The sequence below is a fragment of the Lutimaribacter marinistellae genome (genome assembly GCF_042648365.1).
Taxonomy (GTDB): Bacteria; Pseudomonadota; Alphaproteobacteria; order Rhodobacterales; family Rhodobacteraceae; genus Lutimaribacter_A; species Lutimaribacter_A marinistellae.
Map to the genome: position 1 here is coordinate 22,140 of NZ_JBHRXI010000029.1, position 24,375 is coordinate 46,514.

Annotated in this window: 23 protein-coding genes and 2 tRNA genes; 13 read left to right on the plus strand and 12 right to left on the minus strand. The window is 59.5% G+C overall.

All coding sequences use genetic code 11. The features are described from left to right. Positions 1-15: 15 nt before the first annotated feature. The 6 genes from ACFORG_RS19945 to ACFORG_RS19970 all read right to left on the minus strand — a co-directional run bounded on the left by ACFORG_RS19945 (position 16) and on the right by ACFORG_RS19970 (position 4,818). A tRNA-Glu gene (locus ACFORG_RS19945) sits at positions 16-90 on the minus strand. A 25-nt stretch (positions 91-115) separates the two neighbouring features. Beyond that, positions 116-190 (minus strand) — tRNA-Glu (locus ACFORG_RS19950). A gap of 101 nt (positions 191-291) precedes the next feature. Then, positions 292-2,040: a single-stranded-DNA-specific exonuclease RecJ gene (gene recJ / locus ACFORG_RS19955; RefSeq protein WP_386737329.1), complete on the minus strand. Its 1,749-nt coding sequence runs from the start codon at positions 2,038-2,040 to the stop codon at positions 292-294. A 115-nt stretch (positions 2,041-2,155) separates the two neighbouring features. Then, positions 2,156-3,121 carry a class II fructose-bisphosphatase gene (gene glpX, locus ACFORG_RS19960; protein ID WP_386737330.1) on the minus strand — a complete coding sequence of 322 codons (966 nt, stop codon included), beginning with the start codon at positions 3,119-3,121 and terminating at the stop codon, positions 2,156-2,158. Between the two features lie 81 nt (positions 3,122-3,202). Then, positions 3,203-4,489: a homoserine dehydrogenase gene (locus ACFORG_RS19965; protein ID WP_386737332.1), complete on the minus strand. Its 1,287-nt coding sequence runs from the start codon at positions 4,487-4,489 to the stop codon at positions 3,203-3,205. Between the two features lie 86 nt (positions 4,490-4,575). Next, a complete protein-coding gene (locus ACFORG_RS19970; RefSeq protein ID WP_386737333.1) occupies positions 4,576-4,818 on the minus strand; it encodes a hypothetical protein in 243 nt (80 codons plus the stop codon). Positions 4,819-5,009: 191 nt separating this feature from the next. Here ACFORG_RS19970 and ACFORG_RS19975 point away from each other — a divergent pair, with 191 nt between their 5' ends. Continuing rightward, positions 5,010-5,597, plus strand: a complete 588-nt coding sequence (locus tag ACFORG_RS19975; RefSeq protein ID WP_386737334.1) for a TetR/AcrR family transcriptional regulator — start codon at positions 5,010-5,012, stop codon at positions 5,595-5,597. On the opposite strand, the gene ACFORG_RS19980 is transcribed toward ACFORG_RS19975, so the two are convergent. From ACFORG_RS19980 to ACFORG_RS19990, 3 genes are all read right to left on the minus strand, one after another. After that, complete coding sequence (locus ACFORG_RS19980; protein WP_386737336.1) at positions 5,598-5,897, minus strand: antibiotic biosynthesis monooxygenase family protein; 300 nt, start codon at positions 5,895-5,897, stop codon at positions 5,598-5,600. A gap of 52 nt (positions 5,898-5,949) precedes the next feature. Continuing rightward, complete coding sequence (locus ACFORG_RS19985) at positions 5,950-6,861, minus strand: pirin family protein (protein ID WP_386737338.1); 912 nt, start codon at positions 6,859-6,861, stop codon at positions 5,950-5,952. 104 nt (positions 6,862-6,965) lie between these two features. Further along, entirely contained in the window at positions 6,966-8,135 is a 1,170-nt protein-coding gene (locus ACFORG_RS19990) for a 4Fe-4S double cluster binding domain-containing protein (RefSeq protein WP_386737339.1), read from the minus strand. A gap of 100 nt (positions 8,136-8,235) precedes the next feature. Here ACFORG_RS19990 and ACFORG_RS19995 point away from each other — a divergent pair, with 100 nt between their 5' ends. Next, positions 8,236-8,715, plus strand: a complete 480-nt coding sequence (locus ACFORG_RS19995; RefSeq protein WP_386737340.1) for a hypothetical protein — start codon at positions 8,236-8,238, stop codon at positions 8,713-8,715. Here ACFORG_RS19995 and ACFORG_RS20000 read toward each other — a convergent pair. From ACFORG_RS20000 to ACFORG_RS20010, 3 genes are read right to left on the minus strand one after another with little or no spacing between them, the layout of a single operon-like run. Beyond that, positions 8,712-9,266, minus strand: a complete 555-nt coding sequence (locus tag ACFORG_RS20000) for a TadE/TadG family type IV pilus assembly protein (RefSeq protein WP_386737341.1) — start codon at positions 9,264-9,266, stop codon at positions 8,712-8,714. The genes ACFORG_RS19995 and ACFORG_RS20000 overlap by 4 nt on opposite strands. After that, positions 9,266-9,802, minus strand: coding sequence for a TadE/TadG family type IV pilus assembly protein (locus ACFORG_RS20005; protein WP_386737342.1), 537 nt, complete (start codon positions 9,800-9,802; stop codon positions 9,266-9,268). Before ACFORG_RS20005 ends, ACFORG_RS20000 begins: the two co-directional genes overlap by 1 nt. After that, the gene (locus tag ACFORG_RS20010; protein WP_386737343.1) at positions 9,799-11,376 is read right to left on the minus strand and encodes a TadE/TadG family type IV pilus assembly protein; all 1,578 of its coding nucleotides are present in this window, start codon (positions 11,374-11,376) and stop codon (positions 9,799-9,801) included. Before ACFORG_RS20010 ends, ACFORG_RS20005 begins: the two co-directional genes overlap by 4 nt. Positions 11,377-11,718: 342 nt before the next feature. On the opposite strand from ACFORG_RS20010, the gene ACFORG_RS20015 reads away from it, so the two are divergent. The 11 genes from ACFORG_RS20015 (at position 11,719) to ACFORG_RS20065 (ending at position 24,306) form a co-directional block, all read left to right on the plus strand. Beyond that, positions 11,719-13,149 carry a Glu/Leu/Phe/Val family dehydrogenase gene (locus tag ACFORG_RS20015; RefSeq protein ID WP_386737344.1) on the plus strand — a complete coding sequence of 477 codons (1,431 nt, stop codon included), beginning with the start codon at positions 11,719-11,721 and terminating at the stop codon, positions 13,147-13,149. Positions 13,150-13,388: 239 nt separating this feature from the next. Continuing rightward, entirely contained in the window at positions 13,389-14,642 is a 1,254-nt protein-coding gene (locus tag ACFORG_RS20020; RefSeq protein WP_386737345.1) for a sarcosine oxidase subunit beta family protein, read from the plus strand. Positions 14,643-14,696: 54 nt separating this feature from the next. Beyond that, complete coding sequence (locus ACFORG_RS20025; protein ID WP_386737346.1) at positions 14,697-14,960, plus strand: sarcosine oxidase subunit delta; 264 nt, start codon at positions 14,697-14,699, stop codon at positions 14,958-14,960. Beyond that, positions 14,957-17,890 carry a sarcosine oxidase subunit alpha family protein gene (locus ACFORG_RS20030; RefSeq protein WP_386737347.1) on the plus strand — a complete coding sequence of 978 codons (2,934 nt, stop codon included), beginning with the start codon at positions 14,957-14,959 and terminating at the stop codon, positions 17,888-17,890. The genes ACFORG_RS20025 and ACFORG_RS20030 overlap by 4 nt, the downstream gene beginning before the upstream one ends. Next, positions 17,883-18,428: a sarcosine oxidase subunit gamma gene (locus ACFORG_RS20035; RefSeq protein ID WP_386737348.1), complete on the plus strand. Its 546-nt coding sequence runs from the start codon at positions 17,883-17,885 to the stop codon at positions 18,426-18,428. Before ACFORG_RS20030 ends, ACFORG_RS20035 begins: the two co-directional genes overlap by 8 nt. 37 nt (positions 18,429-18,465) lie before the next feature. After that, positions 18,466-18,762 (plus strand): hypothetical protein, encoded by a 297-nt coding sequence (locus tag ACFORG_RS20040; RefSeq protein WP_386737349.1) that lies wholly within the window; start codon positions 18,466-18,468, stop codon positions 18,760-18,762. A gap of 77 nt (positions 18,763-18,839) precedes the next feature. Beyond that, positions 18,840-20,792 carry a DNA primase gene (gene dnaG, locus ACFORG_RS20045; protein ID WP_386737350.1) on the plus strand — a complete coding sequence of 651 codons (1,953 nt, stop codon included), beginning with the start codon at positions 18,840-18,842 and terminating at the stop codon, positions 20,790-20,792. Between the two features lie 112 nt (positions 20,793-20,904). Beyond that, complete coding sequence (gene rpoD, locus ACFORG_RS20050) at positions 20,905-22,896, plus strand: RNA polymerase sigma factor RpoD (RefSeq protein ID WP_386737351.1); 1,992 nt, start codon at positions 20,905-20,907, stop codon at positions 22,894-22,896. A 161-nt stretch (positions 22,897-23,057) separates the two neighbouring features. Next, a complete protein-coding gene (locus ACFORG_RS20055; protein WP_386737353.1) occupies positions 23,058-23,438 on the plus strand; it encodes a hypothetical protein in 381 nt (126 codons plus the stop codon). 28 nt (positions 23,439-23,466) lie between these two features. After that, entirely contained in the window at positions 23,467-23,877 is a 411-nt protein-coding gene (locus tag ACFORG_RS20060; RefSeq protein ID WP_386737354.1) for a hypothetical protein, read from the plus strand. Positions 23,878-23,889: 12 nt separating this feature from the next. Then, positions 23,890-24,306, plus strand: a complete 417-nt coding sequence (locus tag ACFORG_RS20065) for a secondary thiamine-phosphate synthase enzyme YjbQ (RefSeq protein WP_386737355.1) — start codon at positions 23,890-23,892, stop codon at positions 24,304-24,306. The last annotated feature ends 69 nt before the right edge of the window (positions 24,307-24,375 follow it).

The following is a 24,375-nucleotide window of genomic DNA, read 5'->3' on the forward strand; positions in this document are numbered from 1 at the left end:
GCAACAGGTGGGAAATGGCAGCCCGTAGGGGAATCGAACCCCTCTTTCCAGGTTGAAAACCTGGCGTCCTAACCGATAGACGAACGGGCCATGAGGCGTGGCCTCCTTGGCCGAGTGGCAGCCCGTAGGGGAATCGAACCCCTCTTTCCAGGTTGAAAACCTGGCGTCCTAACCGATAGACGAACGGGCCACGGAACTCGTGAGGGGGCTTTTACGGATTGGGGGCCTCCCTCGCAAGCGAAAAATCGGGGTTCGTCTCCATTTTTTCAAGTGGGTCAAAAAGCCTTGTTTTCAGGTGCTTTTGGCCTCTGCCACATCCTCCAGTCGGAGCTGTACGCTTTGACGTCCGCCCCAGGTGTTGACCTCAAGCCGGCCCGCCACGTGAAAACGTGCACCGCCATGATCCGCCATCCTCGGCCCTATTTCACTCTCGAACGCTCTGAAGGCGATGGCGTCGATCCCAGCGGCGATGCCGTCGGAAAGCGACAGTTTCAGATGCGACTCCCCGACGCGCTTCGCGAACCGAACCTGAAGGTCGGGAACCGCAAACCGCGGTCCGGGCGCCCCGGCGCCATAGGGGCCCGCCTTGTCCAAGGCTTCGATCAGATCCACCGTCGCCGCGCCGGGCATGATCAGCCCGTCGAGACGAAGGTCCGCCGGCGCACCGGCGCCTGCACCTTGCTTGGCAAGCAACGCGCCCAAACGCTCCATTGCCGGTTCCAGCTTGTCGCGCATCACCGTCAACCCCGCCGCCATCCGGTGACCGCCGCCCTTGAGCAGGAGGCCCTCGGCGGCGAGCCGCTGGATCGCGGCACCAAGGTCCACGCCGGGGATCGACCGGCCCGAGCCTTTACCCTCGTCCCCGTCGAAACCTATGACGACGGCGGGGCGGTTGGTGGCTTCTTTGAGCCGAGAGGCGACGATGCCCACTACGCCGGGATGCCATCCATCGCCCGCCGCCCATACCAATGGGGCGTCAAGGCCGCGCGCCTCGGCTTGTTCCATTGCGGCGGTACGAACGGCGTTCTCGATGTCGCGTCGTTCGGTGTTCAATGTGTCGAGTTGTCGGGCGAGGACTTCCGCCTCGACAGCGGATGCAGTTGCCAGCAGTCTTGCGCCCATATCTGCCTGACCGATCCTTCCGCCCGCATTGACCCTTGGCCCAAGCAGAAAGCCAAGGTGGTAAGCAGTTGGTGCGCAGTCCATACGCGCGACATCCGACAGGGCAACCAGCCCCGGACGTCGGCGCTGTGCCATTACCCGCAGACCTTGGCGCACCAGCGCCCTGTTGACCCCGATCAGCGGGGCCACGTCGGCAACGGTGGCCAGCGCCACGAGGTCGAGCAACCCCATCAGGTTGGGCACTCCGCACCCGTCGGCGCGCATCAGCCGCGTCGCTTCGACAAGCATCAGGAACACGACCCCGGCGGCGCAGAGATATCCAAGGTCGCCGTTTTCATCTTGCCGGTTGGGATTCACGACCGCAACACAGTCGGGCAGGGTTTCGCCACCCAGATGATGGTCCAGCACAACCACATCGCACCCGGCGGCGGCGATGGGTTCGTGGCTCAGCGTCCCGCAATCGACGCAGATGATCAGGTCATGCTGCGCGCCCAGTGCGCGCATGGCCGGCACGTTGGGGCCATATCCCTCGTCGATCCTGTCCGGGACGTATAGTGTCGCTTCGATCCCTACCTCGCGCAGCCAGACAAGCAAGAGTGCGGCCGAGGATCCGCCATCGACGTCGTAATCGGCAAATACGGCGATCCGCTCGCGCCCTTTTACGGCAGAGACAAAGCGCGCGGCTGCAATTTCCATGTCTTTGAGCAAGCGAGGGTCGGGCAGCAGTTCCTTCAGCTTAGGTTCCAGGAACCCGGAAACCTCTTCCACAGGTACAGACCGACGCGCAAGGATCGAACAGACCGCGCGGGGCAGGCCGGTCTGCTGTTCAAGCTTTTCACAAGCGCGCTCTATATCCGGCGTTGGTCCGATCCAGCGCCGACCCGTAAGGGACCGTTCTACCCCCAGAAATGCGTCCAAACCGACCTCCGTTCAAATGACTGGGCCGGATCCGATACGGACCCGGCCTCATCACCGTCTTTAGAAATACTTCGACCTGAGCCTGTGGTACAAGCAGCCTGGCAGCGACGAAGGTTCACACCGGTGTGCGATAGCTCATCCGCCTCACCGAGCCGGTCTTGGACCGCATCAGCAGGGTCGTGGTTTCAACCCATCCCGGCACCCGCTTGATGCGCGGCAGAAGCGATCCACCTGTTACGCCCGTGGCGGCGAAGATAACGTCGGCCGTCACCATCTCGTCGCGGGTATAGACACGGTCGAGATCGGTGATGCCGGCCTTTTCTGCGCGGCCACGCTCGTCGTCGTTGCGGAACAGGAGGCGGCCGAAAATCTGCCCGCCCATGCATTTCAGAGCGGCAGCCGCCAAAACACCTTCGGGCGCGCCGCCCTGGCCCATGTACATGTCGATACCGGTGGTCTCGGCTTCGGCGCAGTGCATTACGCCCGCCACGTCACCATCGGTGATCAACCGGATTGAGGCACCTGTTCCACGCACCTCAGCGATCATCTGCTCGTGGCGAGGGCGCTCCAGGATGCAGACCGTGATGTCGGTCGTCTTGCACTGCTTTGCTTCGGCCAGCGCTTCGACCCTTTGCGCGGGGCTCATGTCCAGCGAAACGACGCCTTCGGGGTATCCCGGACCGATGGCCAGCTTGTCCATGTAGACATCCGGAGCGTGCAACATCGACCCCCGAGGGCCCATCGCGATGACGGTGAGCGCGTTGGGCATGTCCTTGGCAGTCAGAGTCGTGCCTTCGAGCGGGTCGAGCGCAATATCCACTCCGGGACCGTTACCTGTTCCAACCTCTTCGCCGATATACAGCATGGGCGCCTCGTCACGCTCGCCTTCGCCGATGACAACGACGCCTGCGATTTCGAGCAGGTTCAACTGCTCGCGCATCGCATTGACCGCGGCCTGGTCGGCGGCCTTTTCGTCACCGCGCCCAATCAGCGAGGCCGATGCGATGGCCGCCTGCTCCGCAACCCGGGCGAGGCCCAGCGAAAGCATCCGGTCGTTGAAATCCATGTTGGCAGCGCTCATTGCTGAAATCCTCTGGTCATCGATATGCTAGGCCCGGCATAGCCCGTGGCCGGGCAGGCGGGCAAGACGTAGAAAGGCGGCTCAGACTTCTTCGATCCGCAGTGTCACCGGTTCGCTCGCGACAACATCGGTCTTTTCGAAGGCACTCAAAGCCATGTCCAGGGCTGCCCGCGTTGTCTTGTGCGTCACGATCAGGATCGGTGCCGTGTTGTTCGTGTGCCCGTATTGCCGCATCCGGTCGATCGAAATACCGGCATCGCCCAATATCGCGGCCACCTTGGCCAAGGCGCCGGGTTTATCCATCAATGCCATGCGAAGGTAGTATGGGGCGGGCATACCCGTCAGCGCGGCCGGCATCGTCTCGAGCTGGGTCGCTGGGATCCCGAAGGTAGGAATGCGCAAGCCGCGCGCGAGGTCGCAAATGTCTCCCATCACCGCACTTGCGGTTGGCCCTTCGCCCGCACCAGGGCCGCGCAGCACGATCTGGTCGACGGCATCGCCCTCGATCACCACCATGTTCGTGCCGCCCTCCAATTGACCGATGGGCGAGCCGGCCGGCACAAGGCAGGGCTGCATGCGCTGCACAAGTCCACGCGGACTGCGCGCTGCCACGCCAAGAAGCTTGATCCGGTATCCCATGTCAGCGGCTTGTCGAATATCTTCCAGGCTGATCCGCTCGATACCCTCGATTTCGACGCCGTCGAAATCGGGTTGTGTTCCAAAAGCGATAGCAGAGAGGATTGCCAGCTTGTGGGCCGCATCGATTCCGCCCACGTCGAGCTGCGGATCAGCTTCGAGAAAGCCCAGGCGCGCGCATTCATCGAACAACGCGTTGTAGCCTAGCCCTTCGGATTCCATGCGTGTCAGGATGTAATTGCAGGTGCCGTTCATGACACCCATTACGCGGGTGATCTCGTTTCCTGCCAAACCTTCGGTCAGCGCCTTGATCACCGGGATTCCGCCCGCGACTGCCGCTTCGAACCGGATGACGCGGCCTGCGGCCTCGGCAGCTTCGGCAAGGGCCTGGCCGTGGATGGCCAGCAGCGCCTTGTTTGCGGTGACGACGTCCTTGCCGGCCGCCAGCGCGGCCTCGGTGGCAGCCTTGGCAGGACCGTCCGAACCACCCATGAGTTCGACAAAGATGTCGATATCGTCGCGTTTGGCCAGTACGACGGCGTCGTCTTCCCAGTCGTAATTTGCCAGGTTCACGCCGCGATCTTTTTGCCGGTCACGGGCCGATACGGCCGAAATTTCGATCCGGCGGCCAGTGCGGGCTTCGAGCAGTTTCGCCTGTTTGCGAACGATTTTGACGACCCCGGCGCCGACGGTCCCCAGCCCGGCTATGCCAAGGCGCAATGGTTCAGTCATGTTCGGGGTCCTTTCTGCTCGATCCGGCTTGCGCCGCACTTCGTATCGCGCGTGGATTAGCCGGTTCAGGGCAGGGTAGCAACCTGTCAGATTTCTGGTTGTTCGATACCGCGCTTGAGCCGGTCCCGAGCTTCGGGATCAATCACGGGTGTCTGTAGTCCTCGGGCTCGCGACTGGAGCGATTGTACCCGCGGCGAAAGCCGGCTCTCGAGCTCTTCGGCTTCTGACAGCGGATCGACAGCGGGTCCCAGTGTCTCGTCCAGCGGTTGCAGCTGTGGATAAGGCGCGTTGCGCAGCGTAGGCGACACGCGTTCGTCGAGTTCGGGCATTTGCACGCAAGCCCCTGCGGTCAGAAGAAAGCAAATCAATGCCGTTCGCCTCATTCCGTTTTCCCCTGCCGCCCGTTGCCTGGTTACTTGATGCCTCGCTGCATCGGTAGGATCAAGCCGTGTATGCCCCTTCAGGAAACTCACCGTTATCAGGGCTTTTTTCTGAACATGCGTTCATATAACGTGACTGCATGGCACGCACCCAAGGCTCGCATTCCGACATAACCGGCCCGCGCATTCGAACGGCAGCGCTCAAGTTGTTTGCGCAGTATGGCTTTGCCGCCGTGTCGATGCGGCAGATCGCCAAGGAAGTCGGCGTTCAGGCCGGAGCACTCTATAATTACGTACCGGACAAGCAGAGCCTGCTGTTTGGGCTCATGCAAAGCCACATGGAAGAACTGTTGGATGCGCGGGCAGAACGCGCCGTACCCGCTGATGCCCTTGGACAACTGCAGGAATTCGTGGGCTTTCATATCCGGTTCCATCTCGAACGACCCGAAGAAGTCTTTATCGCATACATGGAATTGCGCAATCTGAGCGCGGAAAACTTCGCCCGGATCGAAGCCTTGCGACGCGCCTACGAGGACCAGCTTGAGGCGATCCTGCGCGCCGGTGTTGCCGAGGGGGTCTTCGGCGTGCCCGATACCAAAATCGCAACACTTGCTGTGATCGCCATGCTAAATGGCGTCAACACCTGGTATCGGCGCGAGGGCAGGCTGTCGCTCGACGCGGTCGAGACGATTTATTGGGACATGGTTCGCAAAGCGGTTGCAGCCTGATCAGGCTCCCTCGGCCAAGTCGTAGTGATGTAGAAATCTCTCCTTGACGATACCTGCCTCGTCCGGGTGCACATGAGGCTTCTGCCAGTCTTCGCCTGCAAAGGCCGCGAGTGCCTCGACTGTCTCCCAGACCATTACCAGACAAAACTCGTTAGGGTTTTCCCTCCTAGGCAGGCATGGGCTGATAGAGACAAGTCCCGGCTGAGCTTTCATCAAGGGCAGGGCTGTTTCGAGCATGAAAGTGCGGAATTCGTCGATCTTTTCATCAAAGATGACGGCACGAAAAATGCGAACGATCATGATGGCCTCCTTTCGGCAGGGGGCCATCATAGCATGGTTTAAGGTTGCCGGCTCAGTGGGCCGGGCGGATGAAGGTGCCGTTGCGCAGTTCGCGAAAGGCCTGCATCAGTTCTTCTTGCGTGTTCATGACGATCGGCCCGTGCCAGGCCACCGGTTCGTCAATCGGCGCACCCGATATCAGTAGAAAGCGCACACCTTCCGGGCCGGCTTGGACGGTAACCTCGTCACCGGTGCCAAAGCGGATCAGCGTTCGGTCGCCCGACAGGTCACGAATATTGACTTCCTGTCCCGCAATTTCCTTTTCCAGCAAAACGCCGGTCGGCTGGCTGGCATCGGCGAAAGCCGCGCTTCCCTCGAAAACATAGGCAAAGGCCCGACGGTAGGTATCAATCCTGAAGGTCTTTTTCACACCGGCCGGAACGAACACGTCAAGATATTGGGGATCTGCGGCGATACCATCCACCGGGCCGGTCTTGCCCCAGAATTCGCCCACTATGACCTTTACCCGTGTGCCGTCATCGTCGATGACCTCGGGGATATCGCTCCCTTTCACGTCCTGATACCGGGGCGCGGTCATTTTCTGGCTCGAAGGCAGATTTCCCCACAACTGGAAACCGTGCATCTGCCCGGTCGCATTGCCCTTGGGCATCTCCTGATGGAGGATACCCGACCCTGCCGTCATCCATTGAACGTCCCCCGCACCCAAGGTGCCCGTGTTCCCGAGGCTGTCGCCGTGTTCGACCGTACCGGAAAGAACATAGGTGATCGTCTCGATCCCCCGATGAGGATGCCAAGGGAACCCCTTCAGGAAATCATCGGGACGCTCGTTGCGGAAATCGTCGAAGAGCAGGAAAGGATCCAACTCCGATGGATCCTGAAAGCCGAAGGCACGGTGCAGTTTTACGCCCGCACCCTCCATCGTGGGAACCGCTCTGCGTGTCTCGAGTGTGGGTCTGAGGGACATGGAAGCCTCCGCTGTGACAACTTGACGGCAAGATAGGGCCGCGAGGAACCGCCGCAAATCGCCCCGATCTCACCGACTCTGTGCAAGAACGCACAAGGACGAGATCAGCCCCACCAATCCGAAGGTTTCAAACGGGCCCCATGTCCGCGCGAAAGACGCAAGGCGAGCTTGCGCAAGGGTGAAAGCGCGAGTTTCATCCAGATTTTGTCGCGAAGCTTGGAGAAATCGCGGTTGAAAGGGCAGACGCGCATGCAGATCGCGCAATCCGTGGCCAACTTTGCCCAGAAGCCAAAGCACTTCTCGGCGTCAGACGTCCACTTCCGAACGCCTCGTATGGCGGAAAGGTTCGGAACATCGGTCGATGGCGGTCCGTAGGGCAGAGCCTTGACCGGGCAGGCATCTGCGCAGCGTGTACAGATGTCGCAAAAAGCGCGAACCCCAAGGGGTCTTGGTACGTCGTGAGAGAGCGGCAGGTTCGTGAAAATCTTGGAAAAGCGAAGGCGCGGCCCGAATTCGGGCGTTATCACCATCTGGTTGCGCGCATATTCGCCCAGTCCGGCCTTGACGGCATAGGGGATCACAAGCCCCGTATCGTTCATGGACGGTATGGCCTCGTAGCCGAGATTTCGGATGTAGGCGGCCAATTGCATAACGATTGCCGCCTCATGACTGTATTCCCTGCCGGTGGCCGCCCCGGCCAATGCAGACGGGTAGGTGGCCACAAGTTCGTGTTCCATCTCATGGCCCAGAACGATAACGCTGCTCAGCCCTTCAGGCAGTCCCAAGGGGACTTCGGTCATGTCGCGGGTATCGACACGACCAGTGTAGAGCCACCGTTCGTCCATGTCCGTGACACCGCAAAGATCGGCACCGAAGAAACGGGCAACTTTCTTGATTTCAGCCGTCATTCGGGTGGTGTCATCAATTTCGGCTTTCACGGGTGCGACTGGCGTGTCGACCGTGATAGGCGATTGGAAGCCTTCACGACGTCCTTCCGAAGCCGATCGCTCCGACACCATGTCGGAAATCAACCAAGCTGCGTTGCGCAACGCGAAATCGCGTTGGGAAAAGCCATCGCCGCGCCGCGGGGTCGCCTCCATCCTGTAGGATGCGAAGAAGGCGTCGGATCGCGTCGTGCGAACACGGTCGTCCCACATGGCCCTGCTGAAGACGTCGTTGCGTTGGCTGAAGCGCTCGAAATCTTCGGTCACCTCGATTCCGGCTGCCTTGTCTTCGGGCCGCTGCAAAGGTGTGCGATTGGCGATCCTGTTCATGTTGAAACGCTAGCGAGGGGTGAAGTGTGGCGCAACGCGCTTGTTGCTGCCGCTTGAATCAGGGTAATGCCACTTCGGACAAGCGAAAGGGTTGTTGGGGATGAACGGAGAGGTTCTGGCGACGGTCGAAGCCTCGGCGCCGCGGCGCTGGTTGGGTGTCGGGATGCTCGTGCTGATGGGGGCACTGCTGATCTATGTTGCGTTCGCCACCCCACCTGCGCTGGCTTTTCAGGTATTTCTGCTGATTGTTGGAGGGCTGTCCTTGTGGCTTGCACAGCGCATGATGCAAGCAACGGCGCATCGGATCGAACTGACCGAGACTGAACTGCGCTCCAGCACCGGCGAAGTGATTGCAAAGGTTGAAGATGTCGAGGCGATGGACCGAGGCGTTTTTGCCTTCAAACCGTCGAACGGGTTCCTGATCCGCACTCGTACGCCCGCAGCCAACGCATGGCATCCGGGCCTGTGGTGGCGAATGGGCCGCCGGATCGGCATAGGAGGCGTTACCCCGGGAGGGCAGGCCAAGTTCATGTCCGAAGCGTTGGCCGCGCTCGTCATGGAGCGCGAAGGCAAATCCTAGGAAACGTTGCCGGCGATGAAGCTGGTGAAACGTGGCCGCGTGAAGATGAAGTTCTCAAGCCTCAAGGGATCGATGCCGACCTTGAATGGCGGCACGTAATGGTTCGAGGTTTCCACGACGATCAGTGTATCGTTGTCGGGCATCGGGGGAAGTTCATCCCGGAACAGACCGATGTTCGAGTCGGTCAGAGCCTCGGGGAAGCCTCGCGGCGCGGACCACAGGACATGATGGCGGTTGTTATCCTCGTCCCAACTGATCAGCGATACACGGATGTCGACGGGATCGCCCGATGTGACCATCAAAGTCATCAGGTCACGCATCGAGTCGATGTAAGCGTTGTTGATCGTCCGCGTTTCCCGCGAAATCAGGTCACCAATCGTGTATGCCGCCTTCAGGTTGGACGCGCTCTGCCGGTAGCCGTCGAAATAGGTGTAGCCTGCCATGATCGCCATGAAGAGCATGGGCGTGACAATCGCGGCCTCGACCGAGTAGGAGCCGCTTTCATCTGCGCGAAAGCGACCAAACAGGTTCGATACGGTTTTTCGCAGCATCAGATCGGCTCCTGCACGAATACGGTGGTCGCGGTCAGCGCGTACTGTCCGTCGGTATTGTCACCCAGTTTCTTGCCGAGGCCCGAGGTCGGGAATACCGGGTCGATCTTGGCGCAAGCACGCAGCACCATGAGTTCGTTGCTCTGGCCGTTGACGAAACTGCGTACCGGTTTGACCTCGTCGGACTTGTCGGTGCAGTCGGGCTGGGCCGGGATCGAGACAATTCCGTAGGGGTCGAGGCGGATCATCTCGAGTTTAAGGTTGCTTCCGCAATCGTCGATGAAACCCGCACGCTCGCAAACGACCTGCTTGATGTCGGTATGTGTGTGCGCCTTGCCGGTACCCAGGCGAATGTCGCGGACGGTCATGTCCACAGCCCGCTCCAGCATCGCATGATGAAGCGAAACAAACGCCAGTTCGATGCCGGACAACATCAGGACCAGCAAAGCCGGGAAGATGATGACGAATTCGATCGTCGCGTTGCCGTCTTCCTGCTTCCGGAAACGGCGCCAGATGGACACGAGCCGGGATATCATTGGGTCAACCTCAGCTTGCGGATGGAGGATGCAATGGAAGAGAAGGCGTCGGAGATCTCAAGGCCGTCGACGTCGTACATGTGGCTGTCGGAACTCGCGCATTTTTTCAGGAGACGATATCCCGCACGGGGCGCTTCAAAGGCGACACCGTACACGATTACTCCATTGTCCTTGGCAGCATCGCAGACATGCTTGCTCCGCTGGTCTTTGGCGCTGGTTTCTTTCTTGGAGTAGCTGGACGACTCGCGTCCCCAACTGCTGTTGGTGTAGCTGTAGAGATAGTTAGCGAAATAGCGGATTGAGACTCTGTCGAACAAATCGGTGTACCGCACGCGTTCCGGTTCACCAATTTCTCCGTCGCCTTCGCCGTAGGGATGCGCGCGCCAAATGTCCCAGTCCGGCCAATAATAGGCACCTTCCGAGTGACGTACAGAGTAAGTGTTGGCTTCGGCGTTAAACCAGACGTCCGACATGGTGTCACGTAGCGACGGGTTCAGCATGTATTGATCGGTATTCTGGCCGTCTGACATTATAACAGCGATTTTTAGAACGTCGGTGTTGTAGTCAGTCGGCCGCCCTTCGAACTTCGGGTGTACCTTGCCTTGGCCGATCAGGTCGGAAACGACGCTTCTTGTGGACGGGTCCAACAGTCCCACCCCCCATTTTGTGCCAATGTCGATGGAGGTGTTGCCTTGCGCGGTCATCGCATCGATGTGGGCATGCAGGACATTCCTGTCGTCTGTAAGCGGCAGGATTTCCGTGCCATTGCGGGTTGGGCAAACCGGAATCGTAATTCCGTAGCGATTCCACGACCAGGGATCGAAATGTCCAGTTCGCTCAAATATGTCGTACCGGTCAATTGTGCTCTTGCTAAACTGGTCGTCATTGAAGTTCACGCAATGCGAGTAATTGTGCTCCTGAGTCACGTTGGGGTAGAGTGATAGCAGGCTTTCGCCCGCATTGACCTGCGTGGCGTATGGGATGATCGAAATCGACAAGGCGCCAGGCTCGGTGTTCGCCAACATCACGTCGACAAAGTCTTTTGCCGCGATCTTGAGATTGTAGAGGCGGTTATTCCAGGCCATTGACCCTGACACGTCGAGAATAAGCGAAATCTCAACCACGCCGATACTTTCTTCGGCAACACTTTTTGCCGGTGCTGACAAGGTGTCGATGCCACTCATGTGCATGAACTGGGTTGGAAAGGCAGACTCTGCTGAAGCATCAACCTTTCTGAAGCCGAGGCCTTCTTCGACCGTGATGCCGGTCAGGTATTGCAGCAATCCCGCCTGATCGAGGTAATCACGAACGACTTCCTCGGGTTCGGCCGACTGGTCAAGATCGGCAGCCGCAAGGACTGCGCGGTCGAGCGTGTACTGCAGCGAGGCTCGATTGCGCTCATACCGCATGAGGTCGATGCCGATCCCCGCAATCCCCATCATGATCAGCAAGAAGAAGAGGGCGAGCACGGTCAGCGTTCCGTCTTCGCCACCGGCAAAGCGCGACAGGCGAGACCGGGCGCGTCGGCACGCACCGCTTTTTGAACCTAACCGGACAAGACTGGGTCTACTCATAAAACCGTTCCCCGATGGGCAGCGCCGGGTGATATTGGCGCCACACGAGATTTCGACCCCCGATTTATCCTGCACGAAAATGGCGAAAAGGCGGCGAGAAAAGCGCTAAATGTCGAATATGACGGGGTTTTCGTTCGACAGTTCTGAAGGGGCGGGGCTGTTTGTCTCTTTCGAGCGGACAATGCCCGAATTTCGCCACAATCCGGAACGATTCCCTTCACAGGTGTTTATTCGGTTTTGCAAGCTGCTGAAAATTCTCGCAGTTCTTCATCTAACCGTTATTGTCGGGCTGCGACAAAGCGTCATGAGCGGCACCGAGTCGCCAAGCTGTTGGAGGCACAGATGATACCGATGAACGAACCGAGTTTCCGCGAAAGCGTCGACCTCATGTTCAACCGGGCGGTCGCCCTGATGGATCTTCCGCCCGGGCTTGAGGAAAAGATACGCGTCTGCAACGCGACCTACACCGTGCGGTTCGGGGTACGGCTGCGTGGGCAGGTTCATACATTCACCGGCTATCGCTCCGTTCATTCCGAGCATATGGAGCCCGTCAAGGGAGGGATCCGCTACGCGCCTTCGGTGAACCAGGACGAAGTCGAGGCGCTCGCGGCGCTCATGACGTACAAATGCGCGCTAGTCGAAACGCCGTTCGGCGGCTCCAAGGGCGGGCTTTGCCTTGATCCGCGCGAATACGAAGAGGACGAGTTGGAGCGTATCACCCGCCGTTTCGCCTATGAGTTGGCCAAGCGCGACCTGATTAACCCTGCTCAGAACGTGCCCGCTCCGGATATGGGAACTGGCGAGCGTGAAATGGCCTGGATCGCGGACCAATATGCGCGCATGAACACCACCGACATCAATGCGCGGGCCTGTGTGACCGGCAAGCCGTTGAACGCCGGCGGTATTGCCGGGCGTGTCGAGGCGACCGGTCGGGGGGTCCAGTACGCCTTGCGCGAGTTCTTTCGCCACCCTGAGGATGCCGCCAAGGCCAACCTGACAGGTAGCCTTGAAGGAAAGCGCGTCATTGTTCAGGGACTCGGAAATGTGGGGTACCACGCGGCCAAGTTCCTGTCGGAAGAGGATGGCGCCATTGTCACCGGTATCATCGAACGCGATGGCGCCCTGTTCGATCCCGAGGGACTCGACGTCGACGCAGTTCATCAGTGGATCGCCAAGCATGGCGGCGTGACCGGATATCCCGATGCCACGCACACGGCAGAAGGGCCGGCCGTGTTGGAGCAGGATTGCGACATCCTTGTACCGGCTGCGTTGGAGGGGGTCATCAACCTGACCAATGCCGAACGGATCAAGGCACCGCTCATAATCGAGGCGGCGAATGGACCGATCACCGCCGGGGCCGATGAGATCCTGCGCAAGAAGGGCGCAGTCATCATCCCTGACATGTATGCCAATGCCGGCGGCGTTACGGTTTCCTATTTCGAATGGGTAAAGAACCTCAGCCATATTCGGTTTGGTCGGATGCAGCGTCGCCAGGAAGAGGCACGGCACGAACTGATCGTGAAGGAGTTGGAGCGGCTGGACAGATATCTTGGCGATGCCTGGTCGATGTCGCCGAACTTCAAGACGAAGTACCTCAAAGGGGCTGACGAGCTTGAACTGGTTCGCTCTGGCCTCGATGACACGATGCGCATTGCATACCAATCGATGAGCGAAGTCTGGCACGACCGTTCGGATGTAGAGGATCTGCGCACGGCGGCCTACATCGTCTCAATTGACCGGGTCGCCAAGAGCTATCGCGCAAAGGGACTCTGACCCCAAAGTTACGAAAAGCCCGGGTGCGGGAGGTTCGATTGGTCCTCTCGCGTCCTGGATCTCAAGCGCACTGCTTTGGGTTTGACACCTTTGCACTTGACATGATCAACACAAGCAACGGGCAGGGTGGTCATGTCTGTCGCGCGTGCGACAGTTTTCGTCGATTTCCGATGCGCTTTGCCGGACGATAGTGCCGAGGGTCGCAGCATGCGTGCCATGCGGTTGACGGGGAGAGTGTAATGCGGTTTTCGGGCCTTAGGGTTCTCAAGGAAGGTTTGACCGGCAACCGGGGCTGGACGCCGCACTGGCGCGATCCGGAACCCAAGGCGGACTATGACATCATCATCATCGGCGGCGGCGGTCATGGCTTATCGACCGCTTACTACCTTGCCAAGGAACATGGCCTGACGAACGTGGCTGTCCTTGAAAAGGGGTATCTCGGCGGCGGAAATGTAGGGCGCAATACGACGATCGTGCGGGCCAATTACTTTCTGGATGGCAATTCGCAGTTCTACTCGCATTCTCTCAAGCTGTGGGAAGGGCTCGAAGAAGACCTGAATTACAATGTGATGCATTCGCAGCGGGGCATTATCAACCTGTTCCACTCCGACGGTCAGCGCGATGCGGCGGCGCGGCGAGGCAACATGATGCTAAGCCAAGGCGACGACGCGGTGCTTTTGGGCCGGGATGAGCTTCGCGATATGCTGCTCTATCTGAATTATGACAATCTGCGGTTCCCCATTTACGGTGGCCTGTACCATCCACGCGGCGGTACGGCCCGTCATGACGCGGTGGCATGGGGTTATGCACGCGGCGCCGACAGCCGCGGTGTCGACCTTATCCAGAATTGCGAAGTGACCGGGATCGATATTTCAGATGGTCGTGTCACAGGCGTTCAGACCACACGCGGAGCGATCCGGGCCAAGAAGGTTGCGATGGTCGTCGCGGGCCGGTCCAGCCAGGTCGCGGCGATGGCGGGGATGCACCTACCGATCGAAAGCCATGTCCTGCAGGCGTTTGTCACCGAGGGGCTGAAACCTTGCATCGATCATGTCGTGACCTTTGGCATGGGCCATTTCTACATCAGCCAGTCCGACAAGGGCGGTCTCGTGTTTGGCGGTGACATCGACTTTTATGCGTCCTATGCCGCACGCGGAAACCTTCCCGGAGTTGAAAGTGTGATGGAGGCAGGTGTGGCCTTGATGCCGATGATCGGAAAGGCCAGGGTTCTTCGCAGTTGGGGCGGCATCATGGACATGTCGCCTGACGGCTCGCCGGTTATCGACAAGACGCATATCGACGGGCTCTATCTCAATTGTGGGTGGAACTATGGCGGGTTCAAGGCTGTGCCGGGCTCGGGTCACGTCTTTGCCCACCTGATCGCGACCGGACAGTATCACGAGAATGCCACCGGCTTTCGTCTCGACCGGTTTCGCACCGGGCGTGGCATTCTCGACGAAGAGGGCAAGGGCTCTCAACACAACCTGCATTGATCGGCGGAGAGCGGCGATGACGAATTTCAAAGGCGAGATGCAGGGGGTGCTGGCATGAGAATTACCTGTCCGCTCTGCGGTGAGCGCGATCGACGCGAGTTCACCTACAAGGGTCATGCCATTGAACTGAACCGGCCTTCTCCGGACGCGGGTGAAGATGCATGGGATGCCTATGTCCACACTCGCGAGAACCCGGCAGGCACAACCCGTGACCTTTGGTACCACGAAGGTGGATGCGGCGCTTGGCTCGTCGTCACCCGCGATACCGTAACGCATGAGGTCATTGAAACCGAACTGGCGAGGGAGACAGCGCGATGAGGATCGAGGGCAAAGGCCTGATCGACCGGTCGCAGCCGGTCAATTTCAGTTTCGACGGTCGTAAACTCCAAGGATTTGCTGGCGATACACTGGCGTCAGCCCTGCTGGCCAATGAAGTGCGTGTCATGGGCCGATCCTTCAAGTATCACCGCCCGCGTGGCGTTCTGACTGCTGGAAGTGAAGAGCCGAACGCTCTTGTCACCATAGGTGAGGGCGCGGCACGGGATCCGAACATTCGCGCCACGGTGCAGGAGATCTTTCCCGGCCTTGTAGCGCGCAGCCAAAATCGCTGGCCATCGCTCGACCTGGATCTGCTGTCGGTCAATGATCTGTTCGCGCCGTTTTTGGGGGCGGGCTTTTACTACAAGACTTTCATGTGGCCTCGGGCGTTCTGGGAAAAGCTGTATGAACCGGCGATACGTCGCGCTGCTGGACTGGGAGCGCTTTCGGGACAACCTGACCCGGACACTTATGAAAGAGCTTGGGCGTTCTGCGACCTGCTGGTGATAGGGGCGGGACCCGCGGGGCTCATGGCTGCGCTCGCTGCGGGGCGGGCCGGGTTGGATGTGATCCTTGCCGATGAAGGCTCCCGGATGGGGGGGCGCCTTTTGGCCGAGGTCGAAGAGGTCGATGGCAAGCCCGGGCATGTCTGGGCGGACGATGTTTTGTCCGAACTTGCAGGGATGGATAACGTTCGGCTCATGACCAGAACAACCGTGGTCGGGGCCTATGACCAGGGTACCTATGCCGGTGTCGAGCGTGTCCTGCACCATACCGGCGAGCGTCCCAAGGGCGCCCCGGTCGAGACGTTTTGGCGGATCGTGGCAAAGCGCGCGATTCTGGCGGCAGGCGCTTTGGAGCGTCCGGTCGCGTTTCGGGATAACGACCGCCCGGGGATCATGACGGCTGGCGCGCTGCGGGCTTACCTCAACCGCTGGGGTGTTAGCGCAGGAGAGCGTGTGACCGTTTTCGGGAACACGGACGATATCCACCGGACAGCGCGCGATCTAATGGCGGCGGGCGTTCACGTGGCTGGGGTCATAGACTCTCGCCATGATGGACCCGAGGCAAAGGAATACCCGGTCTGGCGCGGGGCCATGGTGTGTGGCAGCACCGGGCGAAAAGGGCTTGAAAGTGTGAAAATCCGGCTGCCGGGTCGGGAAGAAAGCATTCAAACCGACTGCCTCGCAATGACAGGTGGGTGGAACCCGTCGGTGCATCTGACTTGCCACATGAACGGGCGACCCGAATGGCGCCGCGACATTGCGGCCTTTGTGCCATCGCCAGATGCCGTACCGGGATTGCGGGCAGTCGGTGCTGCGAACGGGCGCTTTTCGACGTTCGGCTGTTTGCAAGAGGGTCTCGCCGCTGCCAAGGAGGTTGCATCGGATCTTGGTCGCGAGTCTCCGGATATGGAGGCACCGCGCGCCGAGGACGGCTCGTACGATATCACACCTCTCTGGACGGTTCCGGGCAAAGGGCGCGCGTGGCTCGATTTCCAGAATGATGTCACTGTGAAAGATGTTCGGCAGGCCGCACGAGAGAATTTCCGTTCCGTCGAGCACATGAAGCGCTACACGACGCAGGGTATGGCGACGGACCAGGGCAAGAACTCCAACGTCGCGGCCCTGGCAATCCTGGCGGACGCAACAGGACGTGATATTCCCGAGACGGGGACAACGACATTTCGCCCGCCATATTCACCCGTTGCTATTTCGGCCATGGGTGCCGGCGCTGATGGCATGGGGTTCAAACCCCAACGCTTCACGACCTCGCACGAGGCATCGGTCGCTCGTGGCGCGCCAATGATCGAGGCGGGTTTGTGGTATCGCCCAAGCTATTTCCCGCGCGATGGTGAACCGACTTGGCGCGAGGCCTGCGACCGCGAGGTGCGCATGGTTCGGGAAAGCGTCGGCGTCTGCGATGTTTCAACATTGGGCAAGATCGACATCCAGGGGGCAGACGCGGGGAAATTTCTGGATTTCGTCTATACGAACATGTTTTCAACCCTGAAACCCGGCCGGGTACGATATGGCCTCATGCTGCGCGAGGACGGTCATGTCATGGATGACGGCACAACCGCGCGGTTGGGTGACGAGCACTACTTGATGACCACGACGACCGCCGCTGCCGGCGAAGTGATGCGGCATCTGGAGTTCGTGCATCAGGGGCTGCGACCCGATCTGGACGTGGCTTTCACCTCCGTCACGGAGCAATGGGCCCAGTTCGCCGTCGCTGGTCCGAAGTCACGCGAATTGCTCAACGGGATTTTGGAAAGACCGCTGACAGATGCCGATTGGCCCTTCATGGCTTGCGGAGAAGTTTCGGTTCTCGGCGTGGCGGGACGGTTGTTCCGGATCTCCTTCTCCGGTGAACATGCCTACGAGATCGCCGTACCTGCGCGCTATGGTGCCAGCCTTTTCGATATCCTTACCAAACGTGCCGAAAAACTGGGTGGCGGGCTCTACGGCATGGAGGCCCTGAACGTGCTGCGCATCGAGAAGGGCTTCATCACTCATGCGGAGATACATGGCCGCGTTACGGCGTTCGATGTCGGTATGGAGCGGATGGTGTCCGCGAAAAAGGACTGCATTGGCAAGACCATGGCGCATCGGCCGGGACTGCTGGAGGAGGGGCGCGAGCGCTTGGTCGGGTTGAAGCCGGTTGATTCCAACGGACAGCTTTTGTGCGGAGCGCATCTTTATGGCGAAAAGGATGCGGCCAAGCGAATGAACGATCAGGGATACGTGACCTCGGTCGCGAATTCTCCTGCATTGGGCAGCATGATCGGTTTGGGTTTCTTGCGTCAGGGAATGGCGCGCAAAGGAGAGATCGTAAAAATGGTTGATGGTCTGCGCGGGGTCACCACACTGTGCGAGGTCGTCGAACCTGTCTTCTTCGACCCCGAGGGAGGGCGTGTCCGTGGATAAGCTGACAGCAAAGGCCGCCTGCGCCGGGTTGCTGCCTCTCAGCATCGGCGACGTCACGCTGACTGAGGAGCCGCAATCCGTTCTGACGGTACTGACCTCGCGAAAAGGTCGCGCCACCGATGCCGCGACGGCCCTGGAGATATCCCATGGCGTCAAATGGCCGAAGCCGGGGCGCGCGAATTTCGGGTCTAGGATTTCTGCCATCTGGTTCGGGCATGACGAAGTCCTGATAAAAGGCGAGGCACCCGACAAGCATCTGAAAAAAGAATGCTTTCTCGTGGATCAATCCGATGCCTGGGCAGTAGTTCGCATGGAGGGAGACCAGTGCGAGGACGTGCTGGCCAGACTTGTACCCATGGATCTTCGTCCAGCTGCATTCTCTCGTGGTCAGACCGCCCGAACGCAGCTTTTTCATATTTCGGTTTCGATCACGCGATTGCCTGACGATGCTTTTTTGATCCTCGCTTTCCGTTCGATGGCGGCCAGTCTGGTTCACGACTTGAAAACGGCGATGGAAGCCGTGGCAGCGCGAGGGTAAGGTGCGGCTCGCACCAGACCGATTCAGGAGATGCCGCATGATCCGCCTTGCCCTTGTTGCCGCCTTGCTGACCAGCCCCGCGCTTGCCGCCGACACCAAGAGCGAGAGTTGTGCCTACCAGTCGCAGGTCGTCGCCGCCATCCAGCAGGCGCGGCTTGACCGTGTAAAGGAACGTGACGTGCCGGCGGCCGTGGCTGCGACCAACCCGACATGGCCCGAAAACTACAACGCAGCGATTCCGCTGATCGCGCCTTGGGTCTATGAGCAGAAAATGAAGACGATCCGCACCAAGGACCTGTCGGCAGCTTGGCTTGACCTCTGCATGAAGCAATAATCCGATTGCGGCTTTGCGGGCGTGGGCAGGCGTCGCTCCTGCTTGGCGCGCGCCGCTCTTTGTGACAAGTTCAGGTCATGTCCCTACCACCCGGGTTTCTTGATGAGCTGCACAGCAGGACCAGCCTTGCCTCCGTCGTGGGCCGCAAGGTCATGTGGGATGCGCGGAAATCGAACCAGGGAAAAGGTGACCTATGGGCGCCTTGTCCCTTTCACCACGAAAAAACGGCGTCTTTTCACGTCGATGATCGTAAGGGATTCTATTATTGCTTCGGTTGCCACGCCAAGGGTGACGCGCTTTCCTTCGTGAAGGAGACAGAGAATGTCTCGTTCATGGAGGCGGTAGAGATCCTAGCCCGCGAAGCTGGCATGGAGATGCCTCAACGCGATCCGAAGGCGCAGGAAAAACTGGATCGCCGCGCTCAGCTGGCCGAAATCATGGAGCAGGCGGTTCAGTTCTTTCGCCTGCAGTTCAAGACCGTGGCTGGCAGTGCGGCACGGGACTATGTGGCGCGGCGCGGCCTAGATACCGCCGCTCTGGACCGGTGGGAGATCGGGTTCGCCCCGTCCGGATGGCAGAACTTGTGGGATCACCTGCGTGCCAAGGGCGTGGCAGAGGACCTGATAATTGACGCGGGCCTTGGCAAGCCATCGTCCAAGGGTGGAAGGCCATATGACACGTTCCGCAACCGCATCATGTTTCCCATTCGGGACGTGCGAGGACGGTGTATCGCCTTTGGCGGTCGGGCGATGGACCCGGACGACAACGCAAAATACCTCAACTCTCCGGAAACGCTGTTGTTCGATAAGGGCCGGAGCCTGTACAACCACGGCCCGGCCCGGCAGGCAGCGGGTCAAGGCCAGCCGCTCATCGTGGCCGAAGGCTACATGGATGTCATTGCTTTGGCCGAGGCGGGCTTTGGCGCTTCGGTGGCTCCATTGGGAACCGCGATTACCGAACACCAGTTGCAGTTGCTGTGGCGGATCGCGGATGAACCCATCATAGCCCTAGATGGCGACACGGCGGGTATGCGGGCCGCGATGCGTGTGATCGACCTCGCTCTGCCTATGCTCGAGGCTGGCAAGTCGATCCGCTTCGCTCTCATGCCTGAAGGCAAGGACCCGGACGATTTGCTGCGGGCCGAAGGGGCCAAAGCGGTCGAGGCAGTCCTTGATGCGGCAATCCCGATGGTGCGTTTGCTTTGGCAGCGAGAGACCGCAGACAAGGTCTTTGACAGCCCGGAGCGAAAAGCTGCCCTGGATAAAGCTTTGCGGGAACGGATCAAGCAGATCAAGGACCCGTCTATCCGGGCCCACTACGGTCAGGAAATAAAGGATCTGCGCTGGCAGCTATTCCGCCCGCAGCGCAATCAGTCACAATGGACGCCACAGGGTAAGCGCGGGAAATGGGCGCCGCCACCTGTTGCCAGCCCTGAAACTCGCGCGTCGATCTTGGCCAGCAAGGGCGAGGACACGCTCGTCCGGGTCCGTGAGGCGGTCATTCTCGCGACGGCCATATTGACCCCGCAGGTCATTGTGCATTTTGAACATCAGATTGAGGAGCTGGAATGCCGAGACGCGGATTTCGCAGCTCTGCGCGATGTGATCCTCCGACACGGGATCGATGATCCACTGTCACTGCAAGAACGCATTCGCGAAACACATGGCGATGGTCCCCTTGAAAAGCTGATGTCGCTTCGCCATGTGGCTATCAGCCCGTGTGTGCGCAGACCAGGCGATGTAGAGCTGGCCGAAATGACGCTGGCGGAGGAACTCGCAAAACTAAACGCGCAACGGGGGCTGACGGCAGAGATCGCCGAAGCCGAGGAGGACTTGGACGGGTCGACGGACGAAGCTGTGACCTGGCGTCTCAAGGAGGCGGCCGAGGCACGCAACCGCGCGCATCGCAGCCAGAACGAGGATCGCGCGGTATTCGAGGTTGCCGAAAACGGGGCCCGAATCGACCGTAGCGAACGCGAGGCATTCGAGGCGATCATGGCCGGAATCAACTTCGCGCGGAAGCGCCCGTAGGGCGTTTTCCTAAGGAATAGGTAGAGAAATTTGGGTACACGGGTGGCCGAATCAGCTCAGAGCGCTAATGATTCGGACGCAACGAATCGCCCCATCCCTGCAGGAGCACTGAATGGCCGCCAAGGATAACACCGAGGAACGCAAACCTGAGGATCAGGAGCAGGAAATCTCGCTAGACATGAGCCAGGCTCAGGTCAAGAAGATGATCGCCGAGGCTCGCGAGAAAGGATACATCACCTACGATCAGCTCAATCAGGTTCTGCCGCCCGATCAGGTCAGCTCCGAGCAGATCGAAGACGTGATGTCGATGCTGTCCGAAATGGGCATCAATATCATCGAAGATGAAGAGGCCGAGGAAGAAGAGCAGAAAGGCACGACCGACCTTGTGACCACGGAAGGCGCACGGGAGGTTGCGGTTGCGGGTCAGCAGACCGAGAAACTGGACCGCACCGATGACCCGGTGCGTATGTACCTGCGCGAGATGGGGTCCGTTGAACTCCTCAGCCGCGAGGGCGAAATTGCCATCGCCAAGCGGATCGAGGCAGGCCGGAACACGATGATCGCGGGGCTTTGCGAAAGCCCCCTGACATTCCAGGCGATTACCATCTGGCATGACGAACTCTTGTCCGAAGAGATCCTGCTGCGCGATGTCATCGACCTTGAAGCGACGTTCGGCAACCAACTGGATGAAGACGGCGACGTCGACGAACCGGTGGTCGATCCGTCCGCCGTGCAGACAGCCAAGCCCGCCAACAAGGACGAAGGCCCGGAACTGGATGCTGACGGCAACCCGATCGCCAAGGAAGACGATGACGAGGATGACGATCAGGCAAACATGTCGCTTGCTGCGATGGAGGCCGCGCTCAAGGATCAGGTGCTTACCACGCTTGAGCGGATTTCGAACGATTTTGCCCAACTGAGCGAGATGCAGGACAGTCGAATCTCGGCAACCTTGAACGAGGATGGGACGTTCAGCTCCGATGATGAGGCGAAGTATCAAGCGCTGCGCTCCGAAATCGTCGTGCTCGTGAATGGGCTGCATCTGCACAACAACCGCATCGAAGCCTTGATTGACCAGCTCTATGGCATCAATCGCCGCGTGATGCAGATCGACAGCGCGATGGTGAAGCTTGCGGACCAGGCACGCATCAATCGTCGCGAATTCGTCGAGGCCTATCGCGGGCGCGAGCTTGATCCGAACTGGCTGGCTGAAATGTCCGAGAAGCCCGGACGCGGCTGGCAGGCGTTCATCGAACGGTCGTCGGACAAGGTCGAGGAACTGCGTGCCGACATGGCGCAGGTGGGCCAGTATGTTGGCCTGGACATCAGCGAATTCCGCCGGATCGTTCAGCAGGTCCAGAAGGGTGAGAAAGAGGCACGTCAGGCCAAGAAGGAAATGGTCGAGGCGAACCTGCGCCTGGTGATTTCCATCGCCAAGAAATACACTAACCGCGGCCTGCAATTCCTTGATCTTATTCAGGAAGGGAACATCGGCCTTATGAAGGCGGTGGACAAGTTCGAGTATCGTCGGGGCTACAAGTTCTCGACCTACGCGACTTGGTGGATCCGCCAGGCGATAACGCGGTCGATCGCAGATCAGGCGCGCACGATCCGCATTCCTGTGCACATGATCGAAACGATCAACAAACTGGTACGCACCGGTCGCCAAATGCTGCACGAAATCGGTCGCGAGCCGACGCCGGAAGAATTGGCAGAAAAGCTGCAGATGCCGCTGGAAAAGGTCCGCAAGGTGATGAAGATCGCCAAGGAACCGATCTCTCTCGAAACGCCCATCGGGGACGAGGAAGACAGCCAGCTTGGCGATTTCATCGAGGACAAGAATGCCGTGCTGCCATTGGACAGCGCCATTCAAGAAAATCTCAAGGAGACGACGACACGCGTTCTTGCATCGCTCACGCCTCGCGAAGAACGGGTATTGCGGATGCGATTTGGTATCGGGATGAACACTGACCACACTCTGGAAGAGGTCGGCCAGCAATTCAGCGTGACCCGTGAACGTATCCGGCAGATCGAAGCCAAAGCGCTTCGCAAGCTCAAGCATCCTAGCCGCTCGCGCAAGCTACGTTCTTTCCTCGATCAGTGACGATCCTCGTTGCTATGGAAAACACCAAGGCGGCCCGGCGTGGCCGCCTTTTGTTTTTGCCGTTTTTCGGCGGCGCATCGGTTGTGAACTACCGTGTGGCTGGAACATCTTGCCCAAGCGCGCGGTTGGAATAAGATCAGGCAACGATAGGGAGGTTTGGCATGGTATCCAAGATCACGCGTCATCTTGCACTTATCGCCGCGGTCTTTGCGGGTTCAGCGCATGCAGCGACGGTCTATACGGTTGAGCCTGCTTCGATAGCCGGCGATGACGTCGTCATAGCTGGCGTCCCAAACCGTGCGGCCTTCTGGTGTGCCGCTGGGCGGTATGCACTGAATACGCTGGGCTATTCCACCGGAACACAGATACTGTTGCTGGATGTCGAGGGTCGGCAGGAGATATTGACCGACGCCATCCGTGCACGCTTCATCGTAAATCCCCGGCGCCATGGGATTCTGCCGATCGGGGCCGGCGCAAATATGCATGTTCTTGTTGAGGGCGACTATATGACTGCGGGTGTGGCGGTGGCGTCCTGTCAATGAACCGACTGTTGGAAAAGGAGCGAGGTTGATGTCTCTTCGGATTGGAAAGGTGATTGCGGTTGCCGCGCTGTCGCTCGGAGCGATGCCGGCATTCGCCTTCACGTCGATCGTCGGCCAAAGAGTGTATCAGCTCAACGAGAACGTGTTCGAGGTTGTCCCTCGCGGACGCTCCAGGACGACGGACTATTGGTGTTCCGCTTCGGAATTTGCCCGTCGTGCGCTGGGTGCAGGCTGGAGGGATCGGGTCTACATCGTAAGGGGATATGGGCCAAGCGTAGCGACTGGGCGGCGCACCGCTGTCCAGTTCACACTGTATCCGGACAGGGCGGGGGTAGCACCGCTTCCGCCTGGTGGTATCCGCACGGGACTGAAACCGGGCGACAGCATGTCGATTTCGCAGGCCAACGGGTTTTGCGAGCCGATGCCGCGATCTTTCTGAAGTCTCGACATCGTGGCGCTAAACCAGTTCGTCTTCGAAACATACGGACCCGGCTTGATTGAGGTTACAGGGACCGTGGCAAATTGGTTGGCACAGTTCAATGCTGACGGGTTACTGACCCTTTTCGTGCGACACACCTCTTGCTCTCTTCTCGTTCAAGAGAATGCCGACCCGGAGGTTCAGACGGATCTTTCGGCCTTTTTCGAGAGGTTGGTGCCACCATCAGACCACCCCGCAATGTCATACCTGCGCCATACCTACGAGGGGCCTGATGACATGCCGGCACATATTAAGTCGGCGCTTTTGCCTGTTTCTTTGTCCATTCCGGTGCAGGCTGGGCGAATGCTCCTGGGTACATGGCAGGGCGTTTACCTATTCGAACACCGGTCGGCGCCGCAGTCGCGCAGAATCGTCGCACATATTGGGTGAGCCGCTTTATCTAGCGGCATGAATTTCCGTCTACCCAAAACTTGGCGGCTCCCCTATAGTTGTGGATAA